This window comes from Streptomyces sp. NPDC015139 (assembly GCF_043079785.1).
Taxonomy (GTDB): Bacteria; Actinomycetota; Actinomycetes; order Streptomycetales; family Streptomycetaceae; genus Streptomyces; species Streptomyces albidocamelliae.
The window spans coordinates 1-8,232 of sequence record NZ_JBIBUW010000051.1; the positions used below are offsets into that span (position 1 = coordinate 1).

Annotated in this window: 10 protein-coding genes; 5 read left to right on the forward strand and 5 right to left on the reverse strand. The window is 72.4% G+C overall.

Annotated features, from left to right (window positions below; all coding sequences use genetic code 11):
• The coding region (locus ACF08B_RS41325; protein WP_392322196.1) for a methionine adenosyltransferase domain-containing protein at positions 1-130 on the forward strand (130 nt) is incomplete at its 5' end.
• Between the two features lie 29 nt (positions 131-159).
• On the forward strand, positions 160-528 hold the full coding sequence (locus tag ACF08B_RS41330; RefSeq protein WP_392322187.1) for a hypothetical protein: 369 nt from the start codon (positions 160-162) through the stop codon (positions 526-528).
• Between the two features lie 72 nt (positions 529-600).
• Here the strand turns inward: ACF08B_RS41330 and ACF08B_RS41335 are convergent, their stop codons facing one another.
• The 5 genes from ACF08B_RS41335 to ACF08B_RS41355 all read right to left on the reverse strand — a co-directional run bounded on the left by ACF08B_RS41335 (position 601) and on the right by ACF08B_RS41355 (position 4,210).
• Complete coding sequence (locus ACF08B_RS41335; protein ID WP_392322188.1) at positions 601-1,599, reverse strand: hypothetical protein; 999 nt, start codon at positions 1,597-1,599, stop codon at positions 601-603.
• A gap of 298 nt (positions 1,600-1,897) precedes the next feature.
• Positions 1,898-2,137, reverse strand: coding sequence for a hypothetical protein (locus ACF08B_RS41340; RefSeq protein ID WP_392322189.1), 240 nt, complete (start codon positions 2,135-2,137; stop codon positions 1,898-1,900).
• Between the two features lie 5 nt (positions 2,138-2,142).
• Positions 2,143-3,108, reverse strand: coding sequence for an oxidoreductase (locus ACF08B_RS41345; protein WP_392322190.1), 966 nt, complete (start codon positions 3,106-3,108; stop codon positions 2,143-2,145).
• 40 nt (positions 3,109-3,148) lie between these two features.
• The gene (locus ACF08B_RS41350; RefSeq protein WP_392322191.1) at positions 3,149-3,691 is read right to left on the reverse strand and encodes a carboxymuconolactone decarboxylase family protein; all 543 of its coding nucleotides are present in this window, start codon (positions 3,689-3,691) and stop codon (positions 3,149-3,151) included.
• Positions 3,692-3,934: 243 nt separating this feature from the next.
• A complete protein-coding gene (locus ACF08B_RS41355; protein WP_392322192.1) occupies positions 3,935-4,210 on the reverse strand; it encodes a hypothetical protein in 276 nt (91 codons plus the stop codon).
• A 74-nt stretch (positions 4,211-4,284) separates the two neighbouring features.
• On the opposite strand from ACF08B_RS41355, the gene ACF08B_RS41360 reads away from it, so the two are divergent.
• From ACF08B_RS41360 to ACF08B_RS41370, 3 genes are all read left to right on the forward strand, one after another.
• Positions 4,285-5,316 carry a hypothetical protein gene (locus tag ACF08B_RS41360; protein ID WP_392322193.1) on the forward strand — a complete coding sequence of 344 codons (1,032 nt, stop codon included), beginning with the start codon at positions 4,285-4,287 and terminating at the stop codon, positions 5,314-5,316.
• 511 nt (positions 5,317-5,827) lie between these two features.
• Complete coding sequence (locus ACF08B_RS41365) at positions 5,828-6,364, forward strand: carboxymuconolactone decarboxylase family protein (protein ID WP_392322194.1); 537 nt, start codon at positions 5,828-5,830, stop codon at positions 6,362-6,364.
• A 17-nt stretch (positions 6,365-6,381) separates the two neighbouring features.
• Positions 6,382-7,704, forward strand: a complete 1,323-nt coding sequence (locus tag ACF08B_RS41370) for an MFS transporter (RefSeq protein WP_392322195.1) — start codon at positions 6,382-6,384, stop codon at positions 7,702-7,704.
• The last annotated feature ends 528 nt before the right edge of the window (positions 7,705-8,232 follow it).

Below are 8,232 nucleotides of genomic sequence, written 5' to 3' on the forward strand. Positions count from 1 at the left end.
CCTCGACCTGCTCCGCCCGATCTACTCCCAGACGGCTGCCTACGGCCACTTCGGCCGCGAGCTGCCCGACTTCACCTGGGAGCGCACCGACCGCGCCACCGCCCTGCGCACCGCCGTCGGCCTCGACTGACCGGCCACATCCCGCGAGAGGAACCACCCGTGTCCACGACCACCGCCCCACCCGGCACCGGCCTGCTCCTCGAGCCCGCCGCCACCGTACGCGCGCGCAGCGGCGTCGAAGAACTCCTCGCGGATCTGGCCACCGGCGGCTGGCGGCCGACACCACTCGAAGTCCGCGTCGCCGCACTGCTGCTGACCTCCACCGCCGGCGACGGCCAGCTCACCTCGCGCCGCATCCGGGCCGCCCTGTGGGAGGGCGCCGTCACCCTCGTCCACGACAACGGCGGCCGCTTCGCCCAGGCCCTCGCCGGCCTCGTCCCCGTCCTGGACGACCCGCAGCTCACCGCACCCGGCCTCCCCGGCACGGCGGGCGAACTGGTCGCCGCCGTGGCAGCCGCGAGCGGCTGAACCCCGCCCCCCGCAAGGCGGATGGCCCGGCCGGAAGTCTCCGGCCGGGCCATCCGCCTCATAGGAACCGCCTCACGCCGCCCAGGGCGCCATCGGGTACCAGATCAGCTCCCGGACGGCCAGGATCCGCACGTCCCAGTACAGGACCAGGAACACGCCCGCCGCCAGGAAACCCGCCGCCATCAGCGCCGACGCGCGGCTCGGCCGCCGCGCGGTCCACCGGTGCAGCCGCTCCCCGAACAGGCCGGCCACCAGCAGGAACAGCACCGACATGACGGTGATGTTGCCGATCGACTGAAGACCGAACGCCACCGCCCCGTACAGCGGGTTGTGGCTCTCGGCTGCGTCGCGGAACAACTGGCGGAACAACGGGAAGGGACGCCCGATCAGGAACGCCCCGATCAAAGCGCCCATCACCAGCATCGGCGCGCCCGGGAAGCGCCGCGACAGCCGCGCCAGCGGATCACGCACCACACCCAGCGCCGCCAGGCCCAGGTACGTCATCAGCAGACCGATCAGCCCGTAGACCACCATCGCCTGCACCAGACGCCCGGAGAAGCCGCCACCGCCCTGGCTGTCGTCGAACTGCGGCATGCCCCTACCGGCGAGGGACACCACCGCCCCGTACACGGCGGACACGACGACCGCACCGAGCGCGAGCCGGCTCAGCGGACGCAGCGCGGCGGCCATCCGGCCCCGCCGGGAGACGGCGGGGGCGCCGGCCAGCGGCGCCAGCGCGCTGAAGACGGCCACGTTGCACGCGGTGAACGTGCCCGCGACCCCGGTGGCCAGGGCGAACGCCAGACCCGCCAGCGCACCCGCGATCGGCGTGCCCTTGGCCGCGTGGCCGAGCAGGGTGTCCGCGATGTTGTCGCCGATGGTCCGGTCCACGAACTGCGCGGACCACACCACCGTCAGCGCGAAACCGAAGAGCGCGGCGACCACACCGACCAGCGCACGGCGGCGCGGCGCATGGCCGTTGAAGAAGAACGAGGACGACGCCGGACCGCTGTCCGCGGCCCGCCGCGCTCGGACGGGGGACGCGGCAGGCCGCTGCGCTGTCTGCGCCATGACATGTCGCCTTTCGGAAGGGGGGTGGGAGATCGGACGCCACGCTAATCCCGCCCGCACACCCGCCGACCGTCCGAACCCCTAGTGAGCACAGCAGAAGACGCACTCGCCCACACTTCGCGAAGTCACCGCCCAACCCGGCCTCCGACGGACGGACGGCTGCGTCCCCACGAGCGGACGACCGGGAGCCTCTCGTCCTCGCGGGCGCGCCCGCGACCGGTACGGCCTCCGTCCGGAGCCTGAGGGACCGGTCCGTCAGCGTCCCCTTCGTCCGAGCGGATCACCGGGAACCGCGCCGTCAGCCGAGCGGCAGCCTCTCGTCCCCCGCAGGCGCCCCCGTCACCGGTACCGCCCCCGGCCAGAGCGGGAGAGGACGGTCCGCCGCCGCACCTTTGTCCGCCGCGCCGACCGGCGACGGATCACCGTCCAGCACCGCGTCGAAGTTCCGCCACATCCACGCCCAGGCCGCCACCGGCCGGAACCGGGACCGGCCCGTGATGCCCGCACCCACACCGGCCGCGACGCTCTCCCCGGCCACGGCGATCAGCCCCGGGCTCCCGTGACCGGACACACGCCCACGGCCGGCTCAGCAGGCACCGGCGCCGGCACGAACGCGTACCGCACTCCGGTCAGTTCCTCCGACAGCTCCCACAGCCGGCCCTGCGCCGCGGCATCGCACGCCGCCCGACTCGACCGCGCGGGCACCGGCGCCCCACGGCTCCCGAACCGCCGGGCAGGCCCCAGATAGGCACCCCCGGGCAGCTCCGGATCCGTCGCCGCCCGCAGCGACGGCAGCGCCGCCGCCTGCGGCGGCTGGGCCAGCCAGCGCATCCCCGCCGCGACCACCGGCCGCAGCACGGCGGGAGCATCGCCGTGCCACAACCCGGTCGGCGACAACCCCGGATGCGCCGCGAGCGAGACGGTGGCGGCACCGGCAGCGCCGAGACGGCGCTGCAACTCCCGCGCGAACAACAGGTTCGCCAGCTTGGAGCGCCCGTACGCCGTCACCGACCGCCGCCCGGATCCCGACCGGGCACGGTCCGCGCCGACACCGCCGAAGCCCGCACGATGCGCGAGGCTCCCCACCGTCACGACCCGCGAACCCGGCACCTGCGACATCAGACCGAGCAGCAGCCCCGTCAGCGCGAAGTGCCCCAGGTGATTGACCCCGAGATGCGCCTCGAAACCGTCCGCCGTACGCCCGTCCACCGGGAACATCACCCCCGCGTTGTTGACCAGCAGGTCCAGCCGCACGTGCCGGTCGCGCACCTCCGCGGCGGCCCGGCGGACCGACTTCAGCGAAGCCAGATCCAGCCGCACCACCTCCGTGCTGCCGCCGATCCGCCCGGCCACCGCCCGCCCGCGCTCCACACTGCGGCACGCCAGGACGACGTGCGCCCCGCGGACGGCGAGCTCCCGGGCCGTCACCAGCCCGAGGCCACCGGACGCGCCGGTCACCAGGGCGACTCTGCCGCTCTGATCGGGGATGTCGGCGCAGGACCAGCTCATGACACACTCCTGAGGCTCGGCGACGGACCGCGACGATCCGTCAGCGGGCGGCTCCATAGCCGCGGTTGACAATGCGTTCGGCCACCACGTCGTAGTGCGACGGGTCGGACGGAACTTCGGTGGCGAGGCCACTCACGTACCGGTTGAACATCGCGAACGCGGCCGCGATCAGAACCGTGTCGTGGATGTGGGCGTCCGTGGCCCCCTCGGCCCGAGCGGCCGCAATCGCCTTGTCGGACACCGGAGCCGCCTTCGCCTGCACCTCGGCGGCCACCGCCAGCAACGACCGCAGCAGCGGGGAGACCGGAGCCGAGCCCGGGTCGGCGAGCACCGCGGCCACCAGCTCGGATCCACCGTCGAGCTGCGCCGCCGCGAACGCGCTGTGCGAACCGGCGCAGAATGCGGTGCGGTTCAGGTGCGACACATAGGCCGCTATCAGCTCACGCTCCCCCCGGCTCAACGGCGAACTGCCACTGCGCAGCAAGGTCTCCGCCACCTGGGACAACACGCCCGCGGTGTCCGGGCGCTGGGCGAACAGCCCACTGATACCGGGGAGGTCGTTGGTCAGCTCGATGTGGGGCACGATGCGCGTCCTTGTCTTCCGTGGAATCGACGCAACCATCATCGTCGGAACCCGGCCCCGTCCCGGCCAACTCCCAGGATGCGCAGTGCGACCGGCACCGCCGGCGCCCCCATCTGCGCACTCAGCGAGAAGCGCCCCACCGCCCGCTAGTCCAAGAATGAGGACGTGGCAAGCGACACCTCACGCAACACCGAGACTTCGGCAGATGGCCGAGCCGGTACGGGCACGTCCGGCCGCCCGCGCTCATGCCTCGGCCGGCCGGACCAGCCGCCACGCGCTCAGGGCACCGGTCACCGCCAGCGCCCGCCGGCACACCACCCGACACCGGCGGACCGCACTCGGGCCGTCCGCCGCCAGCAGGAACGCGGCACCCCGAGCCCCGGCACGGCTCACGTGCAGCCGGATGTGCTCGACGCCGTCGTCCGGACCGCACACCGCCCACAGGGCGTCGAGCAGGACATCGCCGGGCAGCTCCGGCGCGTCGTGCGGCTTGGCGAAGGCGAACTCGACGAGGTGCACACACCCGAGTGTGCCGCACACCACCGGACCCCACCCAGACCTGACGGGGGCCACGAACATGCCGTGGCACGCATGTGCCCGGCACCCACACGATGCGGGGGACGCTGATGCTGCGCGTACTCGGACTGGACTCCGGTACGGAGGCCGTATACCGGCTCATGCTGGAACACCCCTCCTGGGGCGTGGACCGCCTGGCCCACGAACTCGACCAGGACCGCTCCGCCGTCACCACCGCCCTCGACACACTCGCCGACCTCGCACTCCTGCGCGGCACGGCAGCCGAAGGCGACACCACCCCGCTGCTCGTGCCACCCCGAGCCGGACTCGGCGCCCTCCTGGACCGCCGCCAGGACGAACTCGCCCGCACCCAACTGGAGATCGACGCCGGCCGCGCCGCCGTCGCCGACCTCCTCGCCGACTACACCGCCCTCGGCCGCACCACCGGCGCCGGCGTGGAACGCTTCACCGGCGCCGCTGCCGCCGGTCGCCTCCAGACCGACCTGAGCGCACGGGCCCGCGAAGAAGTCCTCGCGCTCGCCCCCACCACCACGCCCGGCGACGGCCCCTGGGACCTCGACGTCCCCCTCCACCTCGGCCTGCTGGGCCGGGGCGTGCGCGTACGCATCCTCCACACGGACAGCACCACGGGCCCGGCACACCACCACGAGGCCGTACGCCGGCTCACCCGCGCCGGCGCCGAGATCCGCACCCTGCCCGCACTGCCGCTGCACCTGCGCCTCGTCGACGGCACGAGCGCCGCCCTGCCCCTCGACCCCGGCGACCCCGACGGCGGAGCCGTCCTCCTCGCCGAACCCGGCGCCCTCGCCGCACTGCGCGCCCTGTTCACCCACCTGTGGGACACAGCCACCCCCTGCGACGGCAAAGACGAGGCGGACGGCACCGACGACGCCCGGCAGACGTACTCACCACGAGAACGCGCCCTGCTCCGCCTCCTCGCCGAAGGACACACCGACGAGGCCGCGGCCCGGAAACTCGGCATCTCCCTGCGCAGCGAACGCCGGATGATCTCCAGCCTCTCCGACCGCATCGGCGCCCGCAGCCGCTTCCAACTCGGCTTGCAGGCCGCCCGGAGCGGCCTGCTCTGACACAACAGTGCCAGGGCCGTTCTGTGCCACGCGAAAACGCGGACAACACCCCTGAGGGCATGTCAGAGTCATCCCAGAGAACGGCACGGAAAGCACACGGAACCCCGCTGAAAGGGCCGCTCCATTCCAACAGCAACGCTCCCTGAAATTGCACCGTTCCCCAACGGGAAAGGCGCGCGAAAACCGGCTCTCCCCTCCAAATCCCCCGGCGGAACGAGCCATCCGAGAAACGACGACCGGAAAGGAGAGAACCATGTGACGGCGAACCCCGCTGAGACGCCGCCCGCCGGCACAGCGGGGAACGCGGACGGGTGAGGCGGCCCGGACGAAAACGGCCGCCACATCACCACGCACAGCCCGCGCGGCACCCAGCCCACCACCCGGCCGGACACGCCCACCGAAACGGTCGACACACAACAACCCCACACAGCACAAATAAAGTTGGCCTACGCTGCCACATGTGCCTCACGATGAGGTCCGCCACCCCTCCCGCAGCGAAGGACCCTCACCCGTGCCGCACATCCACCTCGACAGCGACCTGCCCGGCATCAGAGGCCTGATGAGCGACCGCCCCGACACGGCAGCCCCGCTCAACGCCCTCGCCGACCTGATCCTGCGCGGCGATTCCCCCCTCACCCGCGGCGAACGCGAACTGATCGCCAGCCACGTCTCCGAACGCAACGCCACCCGCTTCTGCGCCGACACCCACGGCGCGGCCGCCGCCGCCCAGCTCGACGACGGCAAAGCCATCGTCGAAGCCGTACACCACGACCCCGGCACCGCCCCGGTCACCCCACTCCTGCGCGCCTTGCTGCGCGTCGCCGGCGAAGTACAGCAACAGGCCGCCCCCGTCTCCGACGACGCGATCGCCGCCGCCCGCGCCGCCGGCGCCACCGACACGCACCTGCACGACACCGTGCTCATCGCGGCCGCCTTCTGCATGTACAACCGCTACGTCAGCTGCCTGGCCACCACCCTGCCCACCGAGCCCGGCTACTACGAGGAAGCGGGCCGACGGATCACCGCACACGGCTACGCGGCCGTCTGAAGGAGCAACGGCCCGTCATGCCCACCGCCTCCACGCAGCCGGTGCACCGCCGCGCCGTCGCCGCCACCGTCGTCGGCAACTTCATCGAGTCCTTCGACTGGCTCGGCTACGGCCTCTTCGCACCCCTGTTCGCCGCCCGGTTCTTCCCCGCCGGCAACTCCCTCACCTCACTCCTCGGAGCCTTCGCCGTCCTCGGCATCGGCGTCCTCGTCCGGCCGATCGGCGGCATCCTCCTCGGCCGCCACGCCGACCGGCACGGCCGAAGACCCGCCCTCATCCTCGCCATCTCCCTGATGGCCGGCGGCTCCCTGCTGATCGCCCTCACCCCCTCCTACACGCACATCGGCCTCCTCGCCCCCCTCCTGCTGCTGCTCGCCCGCACCGCACAGGGCATCTCCCACGGCGGCGAATGGCCCGCCGCCACCGCCTACCTGATGGAAGTGGCCCCCCGCCACCGCAAAGCCACCTACGGCAGCCTGTTCTCCCTCTCCACCTGCGCGGGCGCCTTCACCGCCTCCCTCCTCGGCGGCGCCCTGACCACCACCCTCGGCCCCGGACCCATGGCCGCCTGGGGCTGGCGCGTGCCGTTCCTGATCGGCGGCATCCTCGGCCTGGTCCTGCTCGTCCTGCGCACCGGGCTCGCCGAGACCGAGATCTACCGGCGCGAGGTCCACTCCCGCCGCGACCGCGGCTCCCTGCGCCAACTGCTCCGCGCCCACCGGCGCAGCGTCCTGACCGCCACCCTGTTCGTGGCCGGCACCGGCGCCGTCGGCGGCACCTGGACCGCGGTCGTACCCGCCCTCGGCGGCCGCCTCGCTACGCCCGGCACCATGATGTGGGTCGTGGTCACCGCCACCGCCACGATGATGCTGCTCAACGTGCCCATAGGCCTGCTCGCCGACAGGATCGGCGCCACCCGGCTGCTCGTCGCCGCCAGCGCCCTCTTCGCGGTCACCGGCTCGGTCTCGTACCTCACGATGACCGGCACCTTCGCCAGCCTGCTGTTCACCTACGGCTCCGGTGTGGTCTACCTCGTCTGCGCCACCACCGTGCTGCCCAAGCTGCTCACCGACATCTTCCCCACAAAGGTCCGCGCCCTCGGCGTCGGCCTGCCCAACGCCGTCATGAGCGCCGTCCTCGGCGGCATCGCTCCCGCCGGCGCGACCTGGGCCGCCGAGCACGACGCCTCCGCCTGGTTCATCACCGGCATGATGGCCGCCGTCCTGCTCGCCGTCCCCGCGTCCCTGCTGGCACCGGCCACAACGGCGGCCCTCACGGAGACCGCTCCGCCCACCGGAACCCGGCACGAAGAGCTGCCACTGGCCACCACCGGCAGCTGACACGCACCAGGCCGGCTCCCCAGCGAAGGGAGCCGGCCTCGTGCGTGCCAGGCAAAGCGGCGCTGAATCAGGAAGACGTGCACCAGAGCCATCCCATGACCCCGGCCCAGCCCGTAGTCCTCCTTGAGCCATTCAGAACCGGACCCGCCTTCAACGCCGGCCCCGCGAACCCGCGCTCATCCGCCAGCGCCATGAATTGGCGGGGCGTCAGCCCCGTCTTGCCTCGATGTTGTCCAGATACGCCTGAAACGACATGGACTCCTCGCTCACTGAATAGTCCGCCCCGACGACGGACACCACCTCCAAGCGTGAACTTCCACCCGCCCCAGCCCCCGCTCCGCACCACCACTCACAACAACTTCGCCATGTCGCTGCACCGAAGACTGGTAGTAGCCCGCGGTTCCAGATCTAATCTGTGCTTTATTTTGAAGCACAAGTCAGTCCGGCGGGTCCCGTCACCTGGTATGGCGGGACCCTTGAGCCTATTGGTGGTGTCGGCTGGTGCTGGGTCGCGCGATGCGTAGGACC

Bases quoted from the DNA above. Each gene is read 5' to 3' on its own strand.
- ACF08B_RS41370 (WP_392322195.1), top strand. From the start codon at position 6,382: ATGCCCACCGCCTCCACGCAGCCGGTGCACCGCCGCGCCGTCGCCGCC.
- ACF08B_RS41345 (WP_392322190.1), bottom strand. From the start codon at position 3,108: ATGAGCTGGTCCTGCGCCGACATCCCCGATCAGAGCGGCAGAGTCGCC.
- ACF08B_RS41335 (WP_392322188.1), bottom strand. From the start codon at position 1,599: ATGGCGCAGACAGCGCAGCGGCCTGCCGCGTCCCCCGTCCGAGCGCGG.